Source organism: Streptomyces sp. NPDC037421 (genome assembly GCF_055602105.1).
Genome location: NZ_JBVJWV010000002.1, coordinates 165,795 through 187,883, shown reverse-complemented (window position 1 = coordinate 187,883; position 22,089 = coordinate 165,795). Strand labels below are relative to the sequence as shown.

18 protein-coding genes are annotated in these 22,089 nt (G+C 73.8%); 11 read left to right on the top strand and 7 right to left on the bottom strand.

The annotated features are described in order from the left end of the window. The first annotated feature begins 34 nt into the window (after positions 1-34). Complete coding sequence (locus ACZ7IF_RS04295) at positions 35-514, top strand: Lrp/AsnC family transcriptional regulator (protein ID WP_470962756.1); 480 nt, start codon at positions 35-37, stop codon at positions 512-514. A 46-nt stretch (positions 515-560) separates the two neighbouring features. Beyond that, positions 561-1,247, top strand: coding sequence for an HAD family hydrolase (locus tag ACZ7IF_RS04290; RefSeq protein ID WP_470962753.1), 687 nt, complete (start codon positions 561-563; stop codon positions 1,245-1,247). A 40-nt stretch (positions 1,248-1,287) separates the two neighbouring features. Here ACZ7IF_RS04290 and ACZ7IF_RS04285 read toward each other — a convergent pair whose 3' ends face one another. Next, positions 1,288-2,757, bottom strand: coding sequence for an MFS transporter (locus ACZ7IF_RS04285; RefSeq protein WP_470962750.1), 1,470 nt, complete (start codon positions 2,755-2,757; stop codon positions 1,288-1,290). A 101-nt stretch (positions 2,758-2,858) separates the two neighbouring features. Between ACZ7IF_RS04285 and ACZ7IF_RS04280 the strand changes: the two genes are divergently transcribed. Further along, positions 2,859-3,773, top strand: a complete 915-nt coding sequence (locus tag ACZ7IF_RS04280) for an MmyB family transcriptional regulator (protein WP_470962746.1) — start codon at positions 2,859-2,861, stop codon at positions 3,771-3,773. Here the strand turns inward: ACZ7IF_RS04280 and ACZ7IF_RS04275 are convergent. After that, positions 3,710-4,054 (bottom strand): hypothetical protein, encoded by a 345-nt coding sequence (locus ACZ7IF_RS04275; protein WP_470962744.1) that lies wholly within the window; start codon positions 4,052-4,054, stop codon positions 3,710-3,712. The two genes, ACZ7IF_RS04280 and ACZ7IF_RS04275, sit on opposite strands and share 64 nt — an antisense overlap. A 47-nt stretch (positions 4,055-4,101) precedes the next feature. Between ACZ7IF_RS04275 and ACZ7IF_RS04270 the strand changes: the two genes are divergently transcribed. Continuing rightward, positions 4,102-5,274: an FAD-dependent oxidoreductase gene (locus tag ACZ7IF_RS04270; protein ID WP_470963480.1), complete on the top strand. Its 1,173-nt coding sequence runs from the start codon at positions 4,102-4,104 to the stop codon at positions 5,272-5,274. Here the strand turns inward: ACZ7IF_RS04270 and ACZ7IF_RS04265 are convergent. The 3 genes from ACZ7IF_RS04265 to ACZ7IF_RS04255 all read right to left on the bottom strand — a co-directional run bounded on the left by ACZ7IF_RS04265 (position 5,175) and on the right by ACZ7IF_RS04255 (position 9,051). Then, a complete protein-coding gene (locus ACZ7IF_RS04265) occupies positions 5,175-6,113 on the bottom strand; it encodes a hypothetical protein (protein ID WP_470962741.1) in 939 nt (312 codons plus the stop codon). The two genes, ACZ7IF_RS04270 and ACZ7IF_RS04265, sit on opposite strands and share 100 nt — an antisense overlap. A gap of 71 nt (positions 6,114-6,184) precedes the next feature. Beyond that, on the bottom strand, positions 6,185-7,099 hold the full coding sequence (gene mltG / locus ACZ7IF_RS04260) for an endolytic transglycosylase MltG (RefSeq protein ID WP_470962738.1): 915 nt from the start codon (positions 7,097-7,099) through the stop codon (positions 6,185-6,187). A 62-nt stretch (positions 7,100-7,161) separates the two neighbouring features. After that, complete coding sequence (locus ACZ7IF_RS04255; RefSeq protein WP_470962735.1) at positions 7,162-9,051, bottom strand: ABC transporter ATP-binding protein; 1,890 nt, start codon at positions 9,049-9,051, stop codon at positions 7,162-7,164. A gap of 85 nt (positions 9,052-9,136) precedes the next feature. On the opposite strand from ACZ7IF_RS04255, the gene ACZ7IF_RS04250 reads away from it, so the two are divergent. The 4 genes from ACZ7IF_RS04250 to ACZ7IF_RS04235 all read left to right on the top strand — a co-directional run bounded on the left by ACZ7IF_RS04250 (position 9,137) and on the right by ACZ7IF_RS04235 (position 16,356). After that, a complete protein-coding gene (locus ACZ7IF_RS04250; protein ID WP_401242498.1) occupies positions 9,137-9,607 on the top strand; it encodes a MarR family winged helix-turn-helix transcriptional regulator in 471 nt (156 codons plus the stop codon). A gap of 63 nt (positions 9,608-9,670) precedes the next feature. Then, complete coding sequence (locus ACZ7IF_RS04245) at positions 9,671-12,607, top strand: FAD-binding and (Fe-S)-binding domain-containing protein (protein WP_470962732.1); 2,937 nt, start codon at positions 9,671-9,673, stop codon at positions 12,605-12,607. Between the two features lie 141 nt (positions 12,608-12,748). Beyond that, positions 12,749-14,578: an ABC transporter transmembrane domain-containing protein gene (locus ACZ7IF_RS04240; protein ID WP_470962729.1), complete on the top strand. Its 1,830-nt coding sequence runs from the start codon at positions 12,749-12,751 to the stop codon at positions 14,576-14,578. Next, a complete protein-coding gene (locus ACZ7IF_RS04235; protein WP_470962726.1) occupies positions 14,575-16,356 on the top strand; it encodes an ABC transporter ATP-binding protein in 1,782 nt (593 codons plus the stop codon). Before ACZ7IF_RS04240 ends, ACZ7IF_RS04235 begins: the two co-directional genes overlap by 4 nt. A gap of 31 nt (positions 16,357-16,387) precedes the next feature. On the opposite strand, the gene ACZ7IF_RS04230 is transcribed toward ACZ7IF_RS04235, so the two are convergent. Next, a complete protein-coding gene (locus ACZ7IF_RS04230) occupies positions 16,388-17,179 on the bottom strand; it encodes a metal-dependent hydrolase (RefSeq protein WP_470962723.1) in 792 nt (263 codons plus the stop codon). Positions 17,180-17,324: 145 nt separating this feature from the next. Between ACZ7IF_RS04230 and ACZ7IF_RS04225 the strand changes: the two genes are divergently transcribed. From ACZ7IF_RS04225 to ACZ7IF_RS04215, 3 genes are all read left to right on the top strand, one after another. Further along, positions 17,325-19,847 (top strand): DEAD/DEAH box helicase, encoded by a 2,523-nt coding sequence (locus ACZ7IF_RS04225; RefSeq protein WP_470962720.1) that lies wholly within the window; start codon positions 17,325-17,327, stop codon positions 19,845-19,847. A 67-nt stretch (positions 19,848-19,914) separates the two neighbouring features. After that, on the top strand, positions 19,915-20,817 hold the full coding sequence (locus ACZ7IF_RS04220; protein WP_470962717.1) for an acyl-CoA thioesterase: 903 nt from the start codon (positions 19,915-19,917) through the stop codon (positions 20,815-20,817). Positions 20,818-20,909: 92 nt separating this feature from the next. After that, entirely contained in the window at positions 20,910-21,311 is a 402-nt protein-coding gene (locus tag ACZ7IF_RS04215; RefSeq protein ID WP_362462577.1) for a YchJ family protein, read from the top strand. Here the strand turns inward: ACZ7IF_RS04215 and ACZ7IF_RS04210 are convergent. Beyond that, the gene (locus tag ACZ7IF_RS04210; protein WP_470962714.1) at positions 21,275-22,057 is read right to left on the bottom strand and encodes a DUF6397 family protein; all 783 of its coding nucleotides are present in this window, start codon (positions 22,055-22,057) and stop codon (positions 21,275-21,277) included. The genes ACZ7IF_RS04215 and ACZ7IF_RS04210 overlap by 37 nt on opposite strands. Between the last annotated feature and the right edge of the window lie 32 nt (positions 22,058-22,089).

Genomic DNA, 22,089 nt, shown 5'->3' with positions numbered 1-22,089 from the left:
GCGGGACGATCCGGGCCATTGGTACAGTCCTGACATGGCGGTGGACGAGCTCGACACCCGGATCCTGCGCCTGCTGATCGAGCAGCCGCGCACCAGCGTCCGCGAGTACGCCCGGATCCTCGGCGTGGCCCGCGGTACCCTCCAGGCCCGGCTGGACCGGCTGGAGCGCACCGGGGTGATCACCGGATCCGGTCCGGTCCTCTCCCCCGCCGCGCTGGGGCATCCGGTGCTGGCGTTCGTGCACATCGAGGTCACCCAAGGACGCCTGGACGAGGTCGGGGACGCGCTGGCGACCGTGCCGGAGATCGTCGAGGCCTTCTCGATCACCGGTGGCGGGGACCTGCTGACGCGGGTGGTGGCCCGGGACGCCGGGCATCTGGAGGACGTGATCCAGCGGCTGATCCGGCTTCCCGGCGTGGTCCGCACGCGGACGGAGGTCGCCCTGCGCGAGCGGGTCGCGCACCGGCTGCTGCCGCTGGTGGAGTCCGTGGGGCGGGCGACGCACAAATCCTGACAGGATGGCCGGGACAGGCACACGACCGGCAGGACGGGCACAACGGATGATCTCCGTCATATTCGATCTCGACGGCACCCTCGTGGACAGCGAGCCGAACTACTACGAGTCGGGGCGCCTCACCCTGGAGCGGCACGGCGTCCCCGATTTCACGTGGGAGCAGCACTCCCGCTTCATCGGCATCGGCACGCTGGAGACCCTGGAAGTCCTCAAGGACCGCTACGGCCTGCGGCCCCCGGCCGAACAGCTGCTGGCGGAGCAGAACGCCGCCTACCTGGAGCTGGCCCGCACCCGCACGGAGGCCTTCCCCCGGATGCGGACCTTCGTGGAGCGGCTGCACGCGCGGGGCGTGCCGATGGCGGTGGCCTCCGGCTCGTCACGGGAGGCGATCGACGCCGTGCTGGAGGGCACCGGGCTGTCGGCGCTGCTGACCACGGTCGTCTCCGCCGAGGAGGTCGAGCGGGGCAAGCCCGCCCCGGACGTGTTCCTGGAGGCGGCCCGCCGGCTCGGCGCCCTGCCCGCCGACTGCGTGGTGGTCGAGGACGCGGCGCCGGGGGCGCTGGCCGCGCACGCCGCCGGGATGGGCTGCGTGGCGGTCCCGTACGTGGCGGACAGCGCCGGCGATCCGGCGTTCGCGGCGGCGGGGCTGCTCTTCGCGGGCGGCCAGCGGGAGTTCGACGCGGACGCCGCCGAGGAGTGGCTGTTCGCGCGCGGGGCCGGCGCCTCCGCCTGACGCCGGCGGGGGCTGGCGGTGCGGGCGCCCCCGGTGCCGTTCAGCGCACCACGCGCGGCAGGCGCAGGGCGAGGGCCGTCGTCACGGCGATCAGGCCGAGCTGGACCAGCAGGGTCACGGCGAGGGCGTCCCGCATCCCCAGCGGGTCGACCAGCGTGAGGAAGAGGCTGCCGACGGTCGCCACGCCCAGGGCCAGCGAGGACTGCTGCGTGGTGATCATGACCCCGCTGCCCACCCCGGCCCGGTCCGCGGGGACGTCCGAGAGCATCAGCCGCATCAGCACCGGCTGCTGGAGGCCCTGGCCGAGGCCCGCGACGGCGACTCCCGGAGCCAGCCCGGCGATACCCAGGTCCGGCCAGCCGTACACGACGGCCGCCAGGACGAGGGCGATTCCGAGGGCCTGGACCAGCCCGCCGGCGGTGACGACCCGGCTGCCGAACCTGCCGACCAGCCGGGGTCCGGCGAGGGAGGCGCCGAAGTAGCCCAGGGCCATCGGCACCAGCGCGGTCCCGGCCTCCACCGGGCCCATGCGCAGGCCCTGCTGGAGGGCGACGGCGACCACGAACATGAAGCCGCTGAAACCGACCGAGAACGGCGCCAGCATCACGAGACCGCGCCGCAGCGACACCAGCCGCAGCAGGCTGGGCGGCACCAGCGGGGTGCGGCCGAGCCGGTCGGCGCGGCGCTCCGTCAGGTAGAAGGCCAGGGCCGCGAAGGGGAACACGGCCAGCGCCACCCAGGTCCACAGCGGCCAGCCGGCCGCCCGCCCCTCGGTCAGCGGCAGCAGCAGGGACACCAGGGTGAGGCCGAGCAGCAGCGTCCCGGGGACGTCCACGGACGCCGGACGGTCCGAACGGGTCTCGGGAACGGCACGGACCGCGAGCACCAGCCCCGCCACGACCACGGGCACGTTGACGAGGAACACCGAACGCCAGCCGGACCCGGCCACGTCGGCGGCGACCAGCACCCCGCCGAGGATCTGCCCGGCGACCATGGACAGGCCGCCGGTGGCCCCGTACAGGCTCATCGCGCGGGCCCGGCGCGGGCCCTGGGTGGTGGCCTGGATGGTGGCCAGCACCTGAGGCAGCATCAGCGCCGCCGCGGCACCCTGGGCCACCCGCGCGCCGACCAGGGCCCAGGCGGTGGGCGCCAGGCCGCAGGCCAGGGACGTCACCCCGAAGGCGGCCATGCCGACGACGAAGAGCCGCCGCCGGCCGACCGTGTCGCCGATCCGCCCGCCCAGCACCAGCAGCACCGAGTACGCGACCCCGTAGCCGCCGACGACCAGTTCCAGCATGGCCGGACCGGCGGCGAGGTCGGCGTCGATGGCGGGCAGCGCCACGTTGACGATGAAGAAGTCGATCAGGGGGAGGGCCGCGCCCAGCAGTACGGTGAACAGCCCGAGCGGGGTGAGGACGGCGGGCTCCGCGGCCCCGGCGGTGGCCGGGACGGCCGGGGCCGCGGGGACGGACGGGGACGGGTGGGTCGTGCGTACGGTTGTTTCGCTCACGGAAGGAACGATCCACCGCCGCTCAGCCTGGTACCAGAGTCTCTTTATCCTGGTACCGGGAGTACCTGGCAAGGGGATGAGCGGTGTTGCATCCTGGTGTCATGACCACCGTTGCCCCGGAGAGCGACCTGCGCCGTCACGAGCTCGCCGACTTCCTGCGCAGCCGCCGCGAGCGGATCACACCCGAGCAGGTCGGGCTCGTCCGGGGCCGGCGCCGGCGGACCCCGGGGCTGCGCCGCGAGGAGGTCGCGCAACTCTCCGCCGTGGGCGTCACCTGGTACACCTGGCTGGAACAGGCCCGCGAGATCCAGGTGTCCCCCCAGGTGCTGGACGCGCTGGCGCGGGCCCTGCTGCTGGACTCCAGCGAACGCGCGCACCTGTTCGCGCTGGCGGGCAGCACCGACCCGGCGCCGAACACCCGCTGCCCGAGCGTGACCCCGGCGCTGCGGGCGATGCTCGACCAGCTGGACCCGATCCCGGCGTGCGTGCAGAACAGCCGGTACGACATCCTCGCCTACAACCGGACGTACGGGCGGCTGCTGTGCGACCTGGAAGCGCTGCCGCCCGGGGACCGCAACTGCGTGTGGCTGGCCTTCACCAACGCCGACTGGCGGGCCTCCCTCGTCGACATGCCGGGCGTGAACCGGCTGCTCGCGGCCAAGTTCCGGGCCTCCATGGCCGGGCACCTGGCGGAGCCCGCGTGGAAGACGCTGCTGGCCCGGCTGGAGGCGGCCTCGCCGGAGTTCCGGGAGATCTGGGCCCGGCACGAGGTGGTCTCGGCCGGCGGCAACACCAAGTACATCCGCAACGCCCACGTGGGGCTGCTGCGCCTGGAGCACACCAGCCTGTGGCTGGGCCCGGCTTCGGGGCCTCGGCTGACGACCTTCGTCCCGCTGGACGAGGAGTCCCGCCAGGGCCTCGTACGCCTGCACGACCTCGCCCCCGTCCGGGGTCAGCGGCTCCCCCCGGCCGGCGCCGCGCCGATCACCTCGCCGCACTCCCGGGCCGTCAGGTAGGGCCGTACGTCGTGCGCCCTGTCCCCGTTGTGGACCGGCACGTCACGCACCCGGTCCCCGAACAGCGGCGCCGGCTCCTGGGCCGGCGCCACGAGGTCCCCCCGGTCGGCGATGTTCACCCACTGCCGCACGGGCGCGGGCCAGCGCCCGCGTCCGGCGTGCGGGGGCGGCACGAGCCGGTCGAAGACCAGGTCGCGCACCCCGAGCGGGGATCCCAGGGTGACCAGCGCCATGTCCGGCCGGCCGGGGCCAGAGGTCCCCGTGGCAGGGCTCCGGATCATCCGGGAAGATCCAGAGAGCACCGCGAGTTGGTAGAACCGTGAACGAAATGCTGAGGGGCGCGGCGGACGCGGCGGACGTGGACGTGGTGGTCGTCGGGGCCGGTCAGGCGGGCCTGTCCACCGCCTACCACCTGGCCCGGGCCGGTATCGGGCACGTGGTGCTGGACCACTCGCCCCGGCCCGGCGGAGCCTGGCAGTTCCGCTGGCCCTCGCTCACCTACGGCAAGGTGCACGGCATGCACGCCCTGCCCGGCATGGAGCTGACCGGCGCCGATCCGCTGCGGCCCTCGTCCGAGGTGATCGGGGAGTACTTCGCGGCGTACGAGGAGCGCTTCGGCCTGCGCGTACGCCGCCCCGTGGACGTGTCGGCGGTGCGCGAGGGCGTCGGGGGCCGGCTGCTCGTCGAGTCGGCGTCCGGCAGCTGGTCGGCGCGGGCGCTGGTCAACGCCACCGGGACCTGGGACCGGCCGTTCTGGCCGCGCTACCCGGGGCAGGAGCTGTTCCGGGGCCGTCAGCTGCACACCGCGGACTACCCCGGGCCCGGGGCGTTCGCCGGGGCCCGGGTGGTCGTGGTGGGCGGCGGCACCTCGGCGGTGCAGCACCTGCTGGAGGTCTCCGAGGTGGCGGCGGGGACCACCTGGGTCACCCGGCGGCCGCCCGTGTTCCGCGAGGGGGCCTTCGGCGAGGCGGAGGGCCGGGCGGCGGTGGCGCTGGTGGAGGAGCGGGTCCGGCGGGGACTGCCCCCGCGGAGCGTGGTCAGCGTGACCGGGCTGGCCCTGACGGAGGCCGTGCGGGCGGGGCTGGACTCCGGGGTGCTGGAGCGGCTGCCCGTCTTCGACCGGATCACCCCGACCGGGGTCGCGTGGGCGGACGGGCGGAGCGTGGACGCCGACGTGATCCTGTGGGCCACCGGCTTCCGGGCCGCCGTCGACCACCTGGCACCGCTGCGGCTGCGCGAGCCGGGCGGCGGGATCCGGGTGGAGGGGACCAGGGCGGTGCGCGACGAGCGGGTCCACCTGGTGGGCTACGGCCCGTCTGCCTCGACCATCGGCGCCAACCGGGCGGGCGGCGCCGCGGTGCGCGAGATACGCCGCCTGCTGGCCCGGGGTCCGGCGGCGGCTCAGCCCCCGGCCGGGTCGGGTTCCGGGTCCGGGTCCGGGCCGTCCACCGGGAACTCCCGGTCGGCGGCGCCGGCCTCGCGGGCCCCCTCGGTCGCGTAGACGTAGCCGACGCCGTCGCGGACCTCCAGCACCGGGTCCGTCCACTCCTCGGCGGGCCGCGGGACGAACACGCGCGCCACCGCCCGCTCGGCGTCGTACACCAGGAGGGAAACGATCCTGTAGAGCCACTCGCCGATGTCGCCGAGGCCTTGGAGCGGATGGTCGGCGGGGCCGCCGACGCGGATCACGTAGAACCGGTCGTCCTGCCACCACCCGCCGTTGTCCAGCCATCGGCCCTCGCCGACGGGGACTCCGTCCACCCACGTGCGGGCCGCCGCCGGGCCTCCCCGGAGCAGGAGCACCGCGCTGTGCCGGTCGTCGCCGGTGAAGTGGACCCGGATCTCGTGCGCGGTGAAGCAGTCGATGAAGCGGCTACAGGCCCCGGGCACGGGCCCGGACCGGCGGAAGACCGGGCTGCCGGGCGGCCGCGGGGCGGGGTCCTGGCCGCAGACCTGCGGGGTGCGGCACCGCCGGTCGACCCGGCGGCTGCAGCCCAGGCCCATGGCGGCGATGTCGCGCGGCGCGGCCCGGGAAAGCAGCCGGGCGAGGCGCTCGCGGTAGCGGTCCGGGCCGACGAGGGCGGTCAGTTCGCGCTCCCGGTGCCACCACAGGAGCAGGTCGACCCCTTCCGGGGAACGTGCCAGCCACTCCTGCCAGTCCGCCACGTCGCTGCCCCAGAGCTCCTCCAGGTACTGGCGGGCGGCCTTCGCGTCCGGGTCCTCGTCCGGGTCCTCGTCCGGGTCCTCGTCCGCTTCCTCCGCCTGCGGTGCGACGCCGTCCGCTGCGGCCGGCGCTGCCGCGCGGTTCCTCGTACGACGTGTCCTCCATGGCCGTCTCATGCTCCGCCGCCCCCTGTCCGCGCGTCCGTCAGGCGGCCGATGGCAGGCCGGGGCGCGGCGGCGGCGCCCTTTCATTTCACGGCGGGGGCCTTCGCGGGCGGTCCGGCCTGGGCGCGGTCGGGCCGGCCGGCGGGCGCCTGCGAACCGGCGGCGGCGCGCAGCCGGTTGAACTCGGCGACGTGCTTCTTGTGTTCCTCGTAGGTCGCCGAGAAGCGGGTGTCACCGGGCTTGACGGTGACGAAGAACAGCCAGTCGCCGGGCGTCGGCGCGACCGCGGCGGCCATGGCCCGCAGGCCCGGGCTGTCGATGGGGGTGGGCGGCAGGCCCTGGCGTTCGTAGGTGTTGAAGGGGTGGTCGATGCGGGTGTCGGCGAGGGTGGTGTCCACGGTGTTGCGGCCCAGGGCGTAGTTGATGGTGGAGTCCATCTGGAGCGGCATCGACTTCGCCAGCCGGTTGTGCACCACCCGTGAGACCTTGCCCATGTCGGCCGGGTTGTCGGCCTCCGCCTCGATGACGCTGGCGAGGGTGGCCGTCTGGTACGGGGTCATCCCGTGCGCCTTGCCGCCGTCGGCGACGGCCTTGGTGGCGAGCTTCTGGTGCGCCGTCCGCACCATGGACGAGAGCAGCGAGGCCGGGGTGGACTTCGCCGTCACCGGGTAGGTCGCCGGGAAGAGGTAGCCCTCCGGGTTGCCCTTCGCCTCCGCCGGCAGGTCCAGGGATGCCGTGGCGGCGGCCGATTTGGCGGTACCCGCGGGGAGCCGCAGTGCGCGGTCGACAGCGGCGTAGACCTGCGCGGCCCGCCAGCCTTCGGGGATCAGCAACCGGCGCGGCTTTTCGGGGGCTTCCTCCCCGGGCAGCAGGGGTTCGATCACCACCGTGGCGAGCCCGATGCCGAGGAGCGCGCCGAAGAGGAGCACCAGGCGGCCTCGACGGGTGAGCCGGGAGCGGCGCGGTGGCGGCTGGTGCGGCTGGTACTCATCAGGCATGCGGGCACGTTAACCCCCGAACCGGCACCTTTCGGGCATCACACCCCGCTCCAGTCATACGATCACACGTTCACCGGAGTGGGTACGGGCTCCCCCGCGGGCCCCCTCCCGGAGTCGCCCCGATCCCGGTCGGGCGCCTGGGCGGCGTCACGGTCCCGGCGGACCAGGGCGGCGTAGCGGCCGCCGGCCCCCAGCAGTTCCTCGTGCGTCCCGCGCTCGGCTATCCGGCCGGCGTCCAGGACCACTATCTGGTCGGCGTCACGGACGGTGGAGAGGCGGTGGGCGATGGTGATGGTGGTGCGGCCCTTGGAGAGGTTGTCGATGGCCCGCTGCACGGCGTGCTCGGTCCGGGTGTCGAGGGCGCTGGTGGCCTCGTCGAGGATGAGCACCGGCGGGTCGCGCAGGATCGTGCGCGCGATGGCCAGGCGCTGCTTCTCGCCGCCGGAGAACCGGTAGCCGCGCTCGCCGACCAGGGTGTCGTAGCCGTCGGGCAGGGACGCGATGTGGTCGTGGATCTGCGCCGCGCGGGCGGCCTCGACGATCTCCTCCTGCGTGGCGTCCGGCTTGGCGAAGCGCAGGTTGTCGGCGACGGAGGCGTGGAAGAGGTAGGTCTCCTGGGAGACCACGCCGATGGACCGGGCCAGCGAGTCGAAGTCGAGGTCGCGTACGTCCACCCCGTCGAGCGCGACCCGTCCGCCGGTCACGTCGTAGAGCCGCGGCACCAGGTAGCTGAGGGTGCTCTTGCCGGAGCCGGTGGGGCCGACCACGGCGAGGGAGCCGCCGGCCGGGACGGTGATGTCGATGCCGGTGAGGGTGGGGCCGGTCTTGGCCTCGTAGGCGAAGTGCACGTCCTCCAGGCGGATCTCGCCCTTGGCGCGGTCCAGCCGCACGGGCTCCTCCCGCTCGGTGATGTCCACCGGCAGGTCGAGGTACTCGAAGATCCGGGCGAACAGCGCGAGCGAGGTCTGGATCTGCACACCGGTCGACAACAGGCTCACGGCGGGCCGGAACAGGCCCTGCTGGAGGGTGACGAAGGCGACGAGGGTGCCGACGGAGAGCGAGGGGGCGCCGGTCTGCAGGGCGATGCCCGCGGCCCAGTAGATCAGCGCGGGCATGGCGGCCATGACGATGCCGATGGTGGACATCCGCCAGCGCCCGGCCATGCTGGAGCGCACCTCCAGGCCGACGAGCTTCTCGGACTCCTCGGAGAAGGCGTCGGTGAGGGACTGCGAGCGGCCCATGGTGCGGCCGAGCAGGATGCCGCTGACCGAGAGGGACTCGGTGACGGTCGCGGCCATGGCGGCCATCTGCTTCTGCCGCTGCATCGTGATCTTCTTGCGCTCGTGGCCGACCCTCCGGCTGATCCACACGAACACGGGCAGCAGCAGGAGGGAGACCACGGTCAGCCGCCAGTCGAGCGCGAGCATCGCGACGACGGAGGCGATCACGGCGGTCAGGTTCGACACGAGCGAGGTCGCGGTCGAGGTGACGGTGGCCTGCATGCCGCCGATGTCGTTGGCTATCCGGGACTGCACCTCGCCGGTGCGGGTGCGGGTGAAGAAGGCCAGCGGCATCCGCTGGAGCTGGGCGTAGACGGCGGTGCGCAGGTCGTGCATGACGCGCTGGCCGACGGTGGTGGAGATCAGCGTCTGGAGCACGCCGAAGACGCTGGTCACGACCGCCGTGAGGATCATGCCGAGCGCGAGCAGGCTGAGCAGCCCGGTCCGGCCCTGGGGGATCGCGACGTCCAGGATCTCCTTGAGCAGGAACGGGGACGCCACGCCGACCAGCGAGGACGCACCGACGAGCGCTCCGACCACGACGAGCCGGCCGCGGTAGGGGCGGAACAGGCCGAGGATGCGGCGCAGCTCGCGGGGGCGGTCCGCCGGGGCCGGGCGGGTGGGGTCGAGGGCTTCGTTCGATGGGGTCCACTTCGGTTCGTCGTGGCGCATGGGCCTCCTTCTGACGGGACTCGGATGAGCATAGCTCATTGTTACCTATGCTCACAATGAATCCGGTCCTGATACTGTTCCCAGTATGAGCACCGGTTCCGAGACCGACACCCGCGATTCCACCGACGGCGTCCTCGCCGAGCAGCTGCTGCGCCTCACGCGCCGGCTCCACCGCATCCAGAAGCGCCACATGGAGCCGCTCGGGATCACCCCCGCCCAGGGCCGGCTGCTGCGGCTCGTCTCGCACTACGGCGGGGACCAGCCGCCCCGAATGGCCGACCTGGCAACGCGCCTTGAGGTCGTGCCGCGTGCGGTGACCACCCTCGTGGACGGGCTGGAGGCCGCCGACTGCGTACGGCGCGTGCCCGACCCCGCGAACCGCCGGGTGATCCGGATCGAGCTCACCGAAACCGGTCGCGCCACGCTGCGCCGTCTGCGCAACGCGCGGACCGACGCCGCAGAGGAGATCCTTGCTCCATTGACCGCCGGACAGCGCGAGGTGCTCGGCGGCCTGCTGAACGCGCTGGCGGACGCTCCCGCGGAGCGCCGCTGCTGAGACGGGCGGGGCGGGCGCCGGCACCGGCGCCCGTGCCGGACCGCGACAGACAAGGGGCTGCTCATGCCGCTGCTCGAACCGAAGCCGGGAGCCCTGCGCCCGCGCGGCACGCGCGCCCCCGCCCCCGACCGGGTCCCCGACCGGCTGGCCGGCGGCACCCCGCCGGCCCTGCGCGCCGAGCTGAGCGAGCTGCTCGGCGCCGAGAAGGTGCTGTGGAGGGTCTCCGACCTGGTCCGCTACGCCACCGACGCCTCCCCGTACCGGTTCGTCCCGCAGGTCGTGGTGGTCGCCGAGGACATCGACGACATCTCCGCGGTCCTCTCGTACGCCCACGGCAAGCGGCGCGAGGTGGTCTTCCGGGCCGCCGGGACCTCCCTGAACGGCCAGGCGCAGGGCGAGGACATCCTCGTCGACGTACGCCGCCACTGGGCCGGCATCGAGGTGCTGGAGGAGGGCCGGCGCGCCCGGATCCGGCCCGGCACCACCGTGTTCCGGGCCAATGCCGCCCTGGCCCGGCACGGCCGGATCCTGGGCCCCGACCCGGCCAGCGCCATCGCCTGCACCCTGGGCGGGGTCGTCGCCAACAACTCCTCCGGCATGACGGCCGGGACCACCAGGAACTCGTACCGCACCCTGTCCTCCCTCACCCTGGTCCTGCCGACCGGCACCGTCGTGGACACCGCCGACCCGCTCGCGGACGAGGAGCTGGCCCGCGCGGAACCGGCCCTGTGCCACGGACTGATGGAGCTGAAGCGGGAGATCGAGGCGGATCCGGCCCTCGTGGCCCGGATCCGGGCCAAGTACGAGATCAAGAACACCACCGGCTACCGTCTCGACGCCTACCTGGACGGCACCACGCCCGTCGAGATCCTGCGCGGCCTGATGGTCGGCTCGGAGGGCACGCTCGGCTTCATCGCCGAGGTCGTCTTCGACACCCTCCCCCTGGACCGCGAGCTCACGAGTGCGCTGCTCTTCTTCCCGTCCCTGCCCGCCGCGGCCGCCGCCGTACCGCTCTTCAACGACGCGGGCGCCATCGCCGTCGAGCTGATGGACGGGAACACCCTGCGCGCCTCGGTCAGCGTCGCGGGCGTGCCCTCCGACTGGGCGGAGCTGCCGAAGGACACCGCCGCGCTGCTGGTGGAGTTCCGGGCCCCGGACGCGGCGGGCCGCGCCGAGTACGAGCGCCGCGCGGCGGCGGTGCTGCCCGCGCTGGAGCTGGTCGCTCCGGTCGCCTCGGTCACCAACGCCTTCACCAGCGACCCGGCCGCCATCGCCGGGTACTGGAAGGCCCGCAAGGCCTTCGTCACGGCCGTCGGCGGAGCCCGCCCGCCCGGCACCACCCTGATCACCGAGGACTTCGCGGTGCCGCCGTCGCGGCTGGCGGAGGCCTGCGAGGCGCTGCTGGCACTCCAGGCGGAGCACGGCTTCGACGCGGCCGTCGCCGGTCACGCGGCCCACGGCAACCTGCACTTCCTGCTCGCCTTCGACGCCGCCGCGCCCGCCGACGTCGACCGGTACGCCGCCTTCATGGACGCCTTCTGCCACCTCACGGTGGAGCGGTTCGACGGCTCCCTGAAGGCCGAGCACTCAACCGGCCGCAACATGGCCCCCTTCCTGGAACTGGAGTGGGGGCCCGGGGCGGCCGACCTCATGTGGCGCACCAAGAGGCTCGTCGACCCGGACTCGGTGCTGGCCCCGCGCGTCCTCCTCGACCGCGACCCGCTGGCCCACCTGCGCGGCCTGAAGACGATCCCGAGGGTGGAGGACGTGGCCGACCCCTGCATCGAGTGCGGGTTCTGCGAACCGACCTGCCCCAGCGGGGACCTGACGACCACTCCGCGCCAGCGGATCGTGCTGCGCCGCGAGATGACCCGCCAGCAGCCGGGCTCCCCCGTGCTCGCCGAACTGCTCGACGCCTACGGCTACGACGCCGTCGACACCTGCGCGGGCGACTCCACCTGCAAGCTCGCCTGTCCGGTCGGGATCGACACCGGCGCGCTGATGCGGGACTTCCGCCACCGCCGGCACGGCGCGCGCGAGGAGCGGGCCGCCGAGCTGGCCGCCCGGCGGTTCCGTGCCGTCGAGGCCGGTGCCCGGCTGGCCGTGGCCGCCTCCGAGAAGATCACGCACGCCCTGGGGGACCGGGTGCTGAGCGCCGTCACGGGGGCGGCGCGCAGGGCCGTACGCCCCGACCTGGTGCCGGAGTGGCTGCCGCAGGTCCCCGGGGCCGCCGCGCGGCGGCTGCCCGCGACCCGGCGGGTGGGCGCGGCCGCCGTGTACTACCCGGCCTGCGTCAACCGGATCTTCGGCGGGCCCTCGGGGGACCCCGGTCCGTCGCTGCCGGAGGCGGTGGTGGCCGTGTCGGAGCGGGCCGGGAAGCCGGTGTGGATCCCCCGCGACGTGGCCGGGACCTGCTGCGCGACGATCTGGCACTCCAAGGGCTACGAGGCCGGCAACCGGCTGATGGCCAACCGGATCGTCGAGGCCGCCTGGGGCTGGACGGCCGGGGGCCGGCTCCCGCTGGTGGTGGACGCGTCCTCCTGCACCCTGGGCCTCGCGCACGAGGTGGTCCCGTTCCTGGACGCGGACAACCTCGCCCTCCACGCCGAGCTGCGGATCGTCGACTCCGTCGTCTGGGCGGCGGAGGAACTGCTGCCGCACCTGGAGGTCCGCCGTACCGTCGGCTCGGCGGTCCTCCACCCGACCTGCTCGACGCGGCACCTGGGCGACGAGCCGCAGCTGCGCGCCGTGGCCGAGGCCTGCGCCGCGGAGGTGGTGGTCCCGGACGACGCGGGCTGCTGCGCCTTCGCGGGCGACCGGGGGATGCTGCACCCGGAGCTGACGGCCGCGGCGACGGCGCGGGAGGCCGCGGAGGTGACGGCACGGCAGTTCGACGCGTACCTGTCGGCGAACCGGATGTGCGAGGTGGGCATGGACCGGGCCACGGGCCGCCGCTACCACTCGGCGCTGATCGAGCTGGAGCGCGCGACGCGCCCCTGAGCACACACCGCGCACAATGAGGCGCGTACGCCGGAACAGGCGCCGTACGCGCGCCCCCGGGCCGGAAAATCGATTGCCCCGGCCCGGTCCCGAGGACGAACCTTGCGCGGGTTGCAGTCATCGACCAGTTCGTGGGGCGTCATGCAGATCAGCGATCTTCCCTATCCGGATCCCGGGGTACCCGACGCCCGGTCCGGGCCCCGATTCCTCTGGTGGCTGGGCCGGGGGCAGCTCGGCGGCCAGGCCCGGAGCCTGGCCTGGGGCCTCGTGCACTTCTGCGGGATCGCCGGGCTCCCGTACACGGTCGGCCTGGGCGTCGAGGCCGTCGTGGACCGCGACGGCGCCGGGCTGCTGCTGGCCGGCGGACTGCTGCTGCTCTTCGGCGCGGCCATCTCGGCCGGCGACGCCATGCTCCACCGCACCGCCGTCACCAACTGGATCACCGCGGCCGCCCGGGTGCAGCAGCTCCTCGCCCGCAAGACCGCCGAGCTGGGCTCCGCGCTGACCCGCCGGGTCGCGGCGGGAGAAGTCACGGCGGTTTCCACGGGTGACGTCGAGAAGATCGGATGGTTCGTCGAGGCGGTGTCCCGCTTCCTCGCCGCCGCCTTCGCGGTCGTCGCCCTCTGCGTGGGCCTGCTCTTCTACGCGCCGGCCATCGGCGTGGTCGTCGCGGCGGGCGTGCCGGTGCTCGCCCTGTCGGTGCTGCCGCTGCTGCCGCGTGCCACGCGGCGTGCGGACCTCCAGCGCGAGAAGGCCGGCAAGGCCACCGAGCTGGCCTCGGACACCGTGGCGGGCCTGCGGGTGCTGCGCGGGATCGGCGGTGAGGAACTGTTCCTGGGCCGCTACCGGGAGGCCTCCCAGGAGGTCCGCGAGGCGGCCGTGCGCAGCGCCCGGATGTGGGCCCTGATCTCCGCGATCCAGGTGCTGCTCCCGGGCGCCCTGCTGATCACCGTGGTCTGGTACGGCGCGCTGCTCGTGCGGGACGGCCGGCTGTCGGTCGGCGAACTGGTCGCGGCCTTCAGCGCCGTGGCCACGATGCTGTACCCGCTGCGGCACTTCGAGGAGATCGCGATGGCGTACTCCTTCTCCCGGCCCTCCGCCGCGCGGGCGGCCCGCGTGCTGTCGCTGACGCGTACGGAGGACGGGGCGGCGGAGGGTTCCGCCGCCGCGGCTGCTCCTCCGGCGCCGGGCGGGGACCTGTACGACCCGGGCACGGGGCTGCTGGCCCCGGCAGGGCGGTTCACGGCGGTCGTGTGCGGGGACCCGGACCTGGCGGGACGGCTCGCGGAGCGGCTCGGCGGGCACCCCGTGGACGGCGGGGGCGGGGCGCCCCCGGTGCTGCTGGGCGGGGTCGCGCTGGACGAACTCGCGCTGGACGCGGCGCGCGGGCTGGTCCTCGTACAGGACAAGGATCCGGTGCTGCTCTCCGGGACGCTGCGGGAGCTGTTCGACGTACCGGCCTCCGGGTCGGTCACGGCGGGGGCCGCGCTGGCCGCCGCCCAGTGCGGCGACGTCCTTGACGCCCTGCTCCAGTCGGCTCCCGAAGGTGTGGCGGACCCGATGGACGCGCGGATCACCGAGCGCGGCCGGTCCCTGTCGGGCGGGCAGCGCCAGCGGCTCGCGCTGGCCAGGTCCCTGCTGACCGACCCGGAGGTGCTCGTACTGGACGAGCCGACGTCGGCGGTGGACTCGCACACCGAGGCGCGGATCGCCCAGGGCGTCGCGGAGCTGCGCGCCGGGCGCACGACGGTGGTCCTGGCCTCCTCGCCGCTGCTGCTGGACCGCGCGGACCGCGTCGTCCTGGTGCACGAGGGCAGGGCGCTGGCGGCGGGCACCCACCGGGAGCTGCTGCGCGGCGAACCCCGCTACCGGGCGGTCGTCACCCGGGAGACGGAAGAGGAACAGCGGTCGGCCGCGTCCGGCGCGGCCGTACCGGCCGAGGAACTCACAGGGATCGAGGAATCCGCATGATCGGCGTGGCTGCGCCGCAATACGATCCGGCGGCCCCCGAGACGGCCGCCACCCTGCCGGTGGGCACGTCGGCGACCGTACGGGGCTATGTGCGCGGGCTGCTGCGGCGGCACCGGCGGGCCTTCGTGGTGCTGGTGGCGGTCAACGCGGTCGCGGTGGTCGCCTCCATGACCGGCCCGTACCTGCTGGGGCAGGTCGTGGACGGTCTCTCGGCTGGGGCGCGCGAACTCCATCTGGGGCGCGTGGCGCTGCTGTTCGCGCTGGCGCTGGCCGTGCAGACCTGCTTCGTGCGGCTGGTGCGGCTGCGCGGGGCGATGCTCGGCGAGGAGATGCTGGCCGATCTGCGCGAGGACTTCCTGGTGCGCTCGGTCGGCCTGCCGCCGGGCGTCCTGGAGCGGGCCGGCACCGGCGACCTGCTGTCGCGGATCACCACCGACATCGACCGGCTGGCCAACGCGATGCGCGAGGCCGTGCCGCAGCTGGCGATCGGCGTGGTGTGGGCCGGGCTGCTCTACGGTGCCCTCGCGGTCACCGCGCCGCCGCTGGCACTGGCCGCGCTGGTGGCGCTGCCGGTGCTGGTCATCGGGTGCCGCTGGTACTTCCGGCGGGCTCCCGCGGCCTACCGCTCGGAGGCCGCCGGGTACGCGGCGGTCGCGGCCGTGCTGACCGAGACGGTCGACGCGGGGCGCACGGTCGAGGCGCACCGCCTGGGCGGGCGCCGGATCGAGCTGTCGGAGCGGCGGATCAAGGAGTGGACGGCGTGGGAGCGGTACACGCTGTTCCTGCGGACGGTCCTGTTCCCCGTCGTCAACGTCACCTATGTGACGATCCTCGGCGCGGTGCTGATGATCGGCGGCTACTGCGTGCTGCGGGGCTGGATGTCGGTGGGCCAGCTGACCACGGGGGCACTGCTGGCCCAGATGATGGTCGACCCGATCGGCCTGATCCTGCGCTGGTACGACGAGCTGCAGATCGCCCAGGTGTCGCTGGCGCGGCTGGTGGGCGTGCGGGAGATCGAGCCGGACGCGGGTGACCGTGCGGTCGCTCCCAAGGGCCGGGACGTCCGGGCGGAGGAGGTCCGCTTCGGCTACAGGGAGGGCGTGGACGTCCTGCACCGGGTGTCGATGTCCGTGCCGCCCGGCACCCGGATGGCGCTGGTGGGCCCTTCGGGGGCGGGCAAGTCCACGCTGGGCCGGCTGCTGGCGGGCATCTACGCGCCCCGGACGGGTGAGGTCACGCTCGGCGGGGCCCGGCTGTCGCGGATGCCCGCGGAGCGGGTGCGCGAGCACGTGGCGCTGGTCAACCAGGAGCACCACGTGTTCGTGGGCACCCTGCGGGACAACCTGCGCCTGGCCCGGACGGGCGCGGCGGACGCCGAGCTGTGGGCGGCGCTGGACGCGGTGGACGCCGACGGCTGGGCGCGGGCACTGGAGTCGGGGCTGGACACCGAGGTGGGCTCCGGCGGGAGCGCGCTGACTCCGGCGCAGGCCCAGCAGGTCGCGCTGGCCCGGCTGGTGCTGGCGGATCCGCACACGCTGGTGCTGGACGAGGCGACCTCGCTGCTGGACCCGCGTGCGGCCCGCCACCTGGAGCGTTCGCTGGCACGGGTGCTGGACGGCCGTACGGTCATCGCGATCGCGCACCGGCTGCACACCGCGCACGACGCGGACGTGATCGCGGTGGTCGAGGGCGGCCGGATCAGCGAACTCGGCTCGCACGACGAGCTGGTGGCGGCCGACGGGGCGTACGCGGCCCTGTGGAGGTCCTGGCACGGCTGACGGGCCGGGGTTGGGGGCGGGCGGCGGGCGCTCAGATGAAGCCGAGGGCCGCTGCGCCGCCCATGCCGCCGAGCAGCATGAAGACCGGCATGAGCACCTTGAGCTCGACCCAGCTGCCGGCGCGGAAGCGCATCATCTTCGGCGGGCCCACCGCGTACCAGCGCTTCCCGGCGATCGGCAGGGGCCACAGGATCGGGCAGCCGGAGACCGTCAGCGCGTCGCCGATGTCGTGGACCAGCGCGCCGAGCATGATCGGCAGGCCGAGCCAGAGGTATTCCTGGCCCGGGCCGGTGAACAGCCAGCCCGCGCCGTTGCCCGGCTGGTCGAGCACCCCGGCCAGGATCCACGCGCTGGTCGCGCCCAGCAGCCAGACCAGGACGTCGCTGGACATCCGGGCCGCCCGCCACAGCAGACCCTCGACGGCCAGCACCAGGTGCACGAAGAGCAGCGCCAGCACGCCCCAGCGGTCGAAGCCGACCGCGACCGCCGAGGATCCGGCGCCTATGAGGACGGCCCACAGCCAGGTGTGGGTCAGGGTGCGGTGGCCCCCGCTGCGGCGGGCGTCGCGCGGGGAGCGGGTCGCCTTGTAGACGGCGTAGGAGATCTTGTCGACCACCTCGCACAAGCCCCGGGAGAGCGGGCCGAAGGCACGCGAGATCGTCGCCGACTTGTGGTCGAGGTCGGGGGCGAGGGCCGCGCCCGCGCAGATGAGGGCGCCGACGACCAGCACGGGCCACGGCATCGGGTGTCCGAACGCCGCCGCGGCCGCGCCCACCCCCAGCCAGGCCGCCGCCCCGGACAGTGAGTGCGCCGGACCCATCATGCTCGTTTCCCGCCCCGGTCCTGTCGTGGTGGGGCCCTGTGGAGGGATTCGGTCGGGCCGCCTCGACGGCCCAGCGTACCCGTGATGATCTTCGCTCCGTCCGCCGGTTCCCTCTTCCGGGGGGAATCCAGGCAAGATGGGGGGCGTGACCCTCATTGATCAGCTCCCGCCGACCGCCGACCCCGACGCCCTCTTCGAGGCCTTCTCCTCGTGGGCGGAGGACCAGGGCATCACCCTGTACCCGGCGCAGGAGGAGGCGCTGATCGAGGTCGTCTCCGGCGCGAACGTGATCCTGTCCACCCCGACCGGCTCCGGCAAGAGCCTCGTCGCGGCCGGCGCGCACTTCACCGCGCTGGCCCAGGACAAGGTCACCTTCTACACCGCGCCCATCAAGGCGCTGGTGTCGGAGAAGTTCTTCGACCTGTGCAAGCTCTTCGGAACCGAGAACGTCGGCATGCTGACCGGCGACGCGTCCGTGAACGCCGACGCCCCGGTCATCTGCTGCACCGCCGAGGTGCTGGCCTCCATCGCCCTGCGCGACGGCAAGTACGCCGACATCGGCCAGGTCGTGATGGACGAGTTCCATTTCTACGCGGAGCCCGACCGCGGCTGGGCCTGGCAGATCCCGCTGCTCGAACTGCCCCAGGCGCAGTTCGTCCTGATGTCGGCGACCCTCGGCGACGTGAAGCGGTTCGAGGACGACCTGACCCGCCGGACCGGCCGCCCGACCTCGGTGGTCCGCTCCGCGACCCGGCCCGTCCCGCTCTCGTACGAGTACGTGACCACGCCGATCACCGACACCATCACCGAGCTGCTGGAGACCCGGCAGGCACCGGTCTACATCGTGCACTTCACCCAGGCCCAGGCGGTCGAGCGGGCGCAGTCGCTGATGAGCATCAACATGTGCACCCGCGAGGAGAAGGACAAGATCGCGGAGCTGATCGGCAACTTCCGCTTCACCACCAAGTTCGGCCAGAACCTCTCCCGCTACGTCCGCCACGGCATCGGCGTCCACCACGCGGGCATGCTGCCCAAGTACCGGCGCCTCGTCGAGAAGCTGGCCCAGGCCGGCCTGTTGAAGGTCATCTGCGGTACCGACACCCTGGGCGTCGGCGTCAACGTCCCGATCCGCACGGTGCTGTTCACCGCGCTCACCAAGTACGACGGCAACCGCGTCCGCACGCTGCGCGCGCGGGAGTTCCACCAGATCGCCGGCCGGGCCGGCCGGGCCGGGTTCGACACGGCCGGCTTCGTGGTCGCGCAGGCGCCCGAGCACGTCATCGAGAACGAGAAGGCCCTCGCGAAGGCCGGCGACGACCCGAAGAAGCGCCGCAAGGTGGTCCGCAAGAAGGCCCCCGAGGGCTTCGTGGCCTGGTCGGACACCACCTTCGAGAAGCTGATCGCCGCCGACCCGGAGCCGCTGACCTCCCGCTTCAAGGTCACCAACATCATGCTGCTCTCGGTGATCGCCCGGCCGGGCGACGCCTTCCAGGCGATGCGCCACCTCCTGGAGGACAACCACGAGCCGCGCAAGGCCCAGCTGCGCCACATCCGCCGGGCCATCGCGATCTACCGTTCGCTGCTGGACGGCGGTGTCGTCGAGAAGCTCGACACCCCGGACGCCGAGGGCCGCACCATCCGGCTCACCGTCGACCTCCAGCAGGACTTCGCGCTGAACCAGCCGCTGTCCACCTTCGCGCTGGCCGCCTTCGACCTGCTGGACCCGGAGTCCCCCTCCTACGCCCTGGACATGGTCTCCGTCGTCGAGTCCACGCTGGACGACCCGCGCCAGATCCTGGCGGCCCAGCAGAACAAGGAGCGGGGCATCGCGGTCGGCGCGATGAAGGCCGACGGGATCGAGTACGAGGAGCGGATGGAGCGCCTCCAGGAGGTGACCTATCCCAAGCCCCTCGAAGAGCTGCTCGTCCACGCCTACGACGTCTACAGCAAGAGCCACCCGTGGGTGCGGGACCACCCCGTCTCCCCGAAGTCGATCATCCGCGACATGTACGAGCGCGCGATGACCTTCACCGAGTTCACCTCCTTCTACGAGCTGGCCCGTACCGAGGGCATCGTGCTGCGCTACCTGGCGAGCGCGTACAAGGCGCTGGACCACACCATCCCCGACGACCTGAAGTCCGAGGACCTCGAAGACCTCATCGCCTGGCTGGGCGAGCTGGTCCGCCAGGTCGACTCCAGCCTCCTCGACGAGTGGGAGCAGCTGGCGAACCCGGAGGTGGAGACGGCGGAGCAGGCCCAGGAGAAGGCCGACCAGGTCAAGCCGGTCACGGCCAACCCCCGCGCGTTCCGCGTGCTGGTCCGCAACGCGATGTTCCGCCGGGTCGAGCTGGCGGCCCTGGACCACGTCGACCAGCTGGGCGAGCTCGACGCCGAGTCCGGCTGGGACGCCGACGCCTGGGGCGAGGCCATGGACGCGTACTGGGACGAGTACGACGACCTCGGCACCGGCCCCGACGCGCGCGGCCCGAAGCTGCTCCAGATCGAGGAGGACCCGGCGCACGGCCTGTGGCGCGTCCGCCAGACCTTCGCCGACCCGAGCGGCGACCATGGCTGGGGCATCAGCGCCGAGGTCGACCTCGCCGCGTCCGACGAGGAGGGCCGGGCCGTCGTCCGGGTCACCTCGGTCGGCGAGCTCGGCGAGCTCTGACCGGAACCCGCAAGCCACCGCGGGCGGCCCCGCCCGGCCCGCCGGACCCGACAGTGGAGAACCCGTGATGACGAACCCCGCCGAGAGACTGGTCGATCTGCTCGACCTGGAGCAGATCGAGGTCAACATCTTCCGGGGGGCGAGCCCCCAGGAGTCCCTCCAGCGCGTGTTCGGCGGCCAGGTCGCCGGCCAGGCGCTGGTGGCCGCCGGCCGGACCACCGAGAGCGACCGGCCGGTCCACTCGCTGCACTCGTACTTCCTGCGCCCGGGCATCCCCGGGGTGCCGATCGTGTACCAGGTGGAGCGGGTGCGTGACGGGCGTTCCTTCACCACGCGCCGGGTCACGGCCGTCCAGCAGGGCAAGACCATCTTCAACCTGACCGCCTCCTTCCATCACCCGGAGGAGGGCAGCATCGAGCACCAGCTGCCTCCCCGCCTCGACTTCCCCCACCCGGACACGCTCCCGAAGGTCGTGGACGAGATCCGCGAGCACCTGGGCACACTGCCCGAGGCACTGGAGCGGATGGCCCGCCGCCAGCCCTTCGACATCCGGTACGTGGACCGGCTCCGCTGGACCCCCGAGGAACTCAAGGACGCCGACCCGCGCAGCGCGGTGTGGATGCGGGCGGTCGGCCCGCTGGGCGACGACCCGCTCGTGCACACCTGCGCCCTCACCTACGCCAGTGACATGACCCTCCTCGACGCCGTGCGCATCCCCGTGGAGCCGCTGTGGGGCATGCGCGGTTTCGACATGGCCTCGCTGGACCACGCCATGTGGTTCCACCGGCCGTTCCGGGCCGACGAGTGGTTCCTGTACGACCAGGAATCGCCCATCGCCCACGGCGGCCGGGGGCTGGCCCGCGGCCGCATCTACGACCTGAAGGGCAGGCTGCTGGTCTCCGTGGTGCAGGAGGGCCTCTTCCGCCCGTACCCGGCAGAGAAGGCCAGGCCCGCCGTTTCGCCCCAGTGACACCCGCGGCGCCCGCGACGTCCCGGGCGCCGTCCGCGCCTTCCGCCCTCTCCTGACTCCCCGCCCTCCTCACCGAAGAGCTGATCGCACCGATGCCCACCCCGGCCCTCCCCTGCCCCTGCGGGCTGCCCGCCTCCTACGCGGACTGCTGCGGCCGCTTCCACTCCGGCGCCCGGCAGGCGCCCACCGCCGAGCTGCTGATGCGGTCCCGCTTCAGCGCCTTCGCGGTCGGCGACACCGCCTACCTCATGCGCTCCTGGCACCCCTCGACCCGCCCGGGCCGGCTCGACCTGGATCCGGACCAGCGCTGGGAGCGCCTGGAGATCCTCGCCACCGAACGCGGCGGGATGTTCGAGACGGAGGGGGCGGTGGAGTTCCGCGCCCATTACCGCGAGGGCGGCCACACCGGCTCGCTGCACGAGCACAGCTCCTTCTCCCGCGAGGGCGGGGCCTGGGTCTACGTCGGCCCCCTCTCCCCCGTCGAGTTCGACTGACCGCGCGCGCCGGCCAGGGCGGAGTCCAGGCCGACGCGGTAGCGGCGGACCTCCTCGGGCGGCTCCGCCAGCAGCAGCCGCCGGGCCACCGCCTCGGCCGCCGGAACGCGGGGGTGACCGTAGGGCGGGGGCGGGGCGAGGGCGGCGAGCACGATCCGCTCCGCCGGGTCGGGCACGGCCGCCCGTACCTCCTCCTCCGGGAGCACGGACGCCAGTACGGCCGCCCGCTCCCAGGGGTCGGCGGTCCGTCTCAGCAGCAGCCCCACGTGCCGCCCCCGCCACCTGCTCGGCCGCAGGTCCGCCCCGGCCGCCATCAGCTCCCGGTCCCGCGGGGGCGCGGCCCCGCCCAGCATCCCCGGCTCCCGGGCGGCGAACCCCCGCAGCTCCGCGGCCAGGTAGAGCCAGACGACGGCCCGGTAGCGGTTGATCCGGTAGCCGACGGGCGTGAGGTGCCCGCAGCGCGCGAGCCGGGTGAACCGGCTCGGCCCCACCCCCAGCACCCGCGCCCCCGCGTCGGCGCCGGCCATGGTCTCGACCCGCGCGCGCAGCTCCCGCGGGAACCCCTCCCCCGCCCTGACCCGGTCCAGCTCGGCCCGGGTGAAGCGGGCGGCGCCGCTCGCCGACCGGGGGCCCTGGCGGACCAGCCCCAGCTGGACGGCCCGGGCGAACTCGCCCCGGCTCAGCCCCAGTTCCCCGGCTGCGCGGACCCCGTTGAGCGGCGCGCACGCCGGCATCTCCACCTTCATCACAGTCCTCCCCCACGAGTGACGATCACTCT